The 702-nt window shown below is 59.3% G+C and carries 2 protein-coding genes; one reads left to right on the forward strand and one right to left on the reverse strand.

Annotated features, from left to right (window positions below):
- A partial coding sequence (locus RZA33_RS19330) for an FtsX-like permease family protein (RefSeq protein ID WP_317509363.1) occupies nucleotides 1-310 on the reverse strand: 310 nt, incomplete at its 3' end.
- Between the two features lie 166 nt (nucleotides 311-476).
- Between RZA33_RS19330 and RZA33_RS19335 the strand changes: the two genes are divergently transcribed.
- The coding region (locus RZA33_RS19335; RefSeq protein WP_317509364.1) for a DUF4158 domain-containing protein at nucleotides 477-702 on the forward strand (226 nt) is incomplete at its 3' end.

Raw genomic sequence — 702 nt, forward strand, 5'->3', positions numbered from 1 at the left:
GCTCGGCGCTCACCACCGGAGAGACGACGTCGGACAGCCCGGGCAGCGTGCGCAGCCCGGCTTCAAAACCGTGCAGATGGATACCCGCGCGCGCGAAATACGCCGTCACTGTCCAGCCGACGGCGTTGCCGACGATCAGGCCAACGATGCCCAGAAGGATCGATTCATACAGGACCAGCCGAAGCACGCGCGTGCGGCTCATGCCGACGGCAAGCATGATGCCGAATTCGCGCGTGCGCTCCATCACGGACATCAGCACAGGATTCGCCACCGCGAAGACGACCACCACGAAGAACACCACCAGCACCACGTAGGTCGTGACCTCGTGAAAGGGGTCTCCTCGTTTTCAGTGCAATAAGTGACGGTACGCAAAGCTAGCACTGGCGCGGGGGTGGTCTGGGTAGACCGTTGATTTCATTGACTTTCCTGTTCGCTTTGTAAACGGGTATGGTGGCCTCCCACTTTTGAGGTTCACGATGCAGGGTTGGCACACAACGTTTTTGGGGATGCGTGGGCTCCCCCGCGATATCAGCGACTTCGAGATGAAGGCATTTTTCAACTTCGATGGTGCCGAGCGCGACGCAATCAATGCACGCCGAGGTGATTCCCACAAGCTTGGTCTGGCGCTCCATATTGGTTTCCTGCGCATGAGTGGGCGTTTGCTCGGTGCCTTTCGGGTAATTCCAGTAGCCTTGTGGCGCC

It is taken from the genome of Halovibrio sp. HP20-59, assembly GCF_033052795.2.
Classification (GTDB): domain Bacteria; phylum Pseudomonadota; class Gammaproteobacteria; order Pseudomonadales; family Halomonadaceae; genus Vreelandella.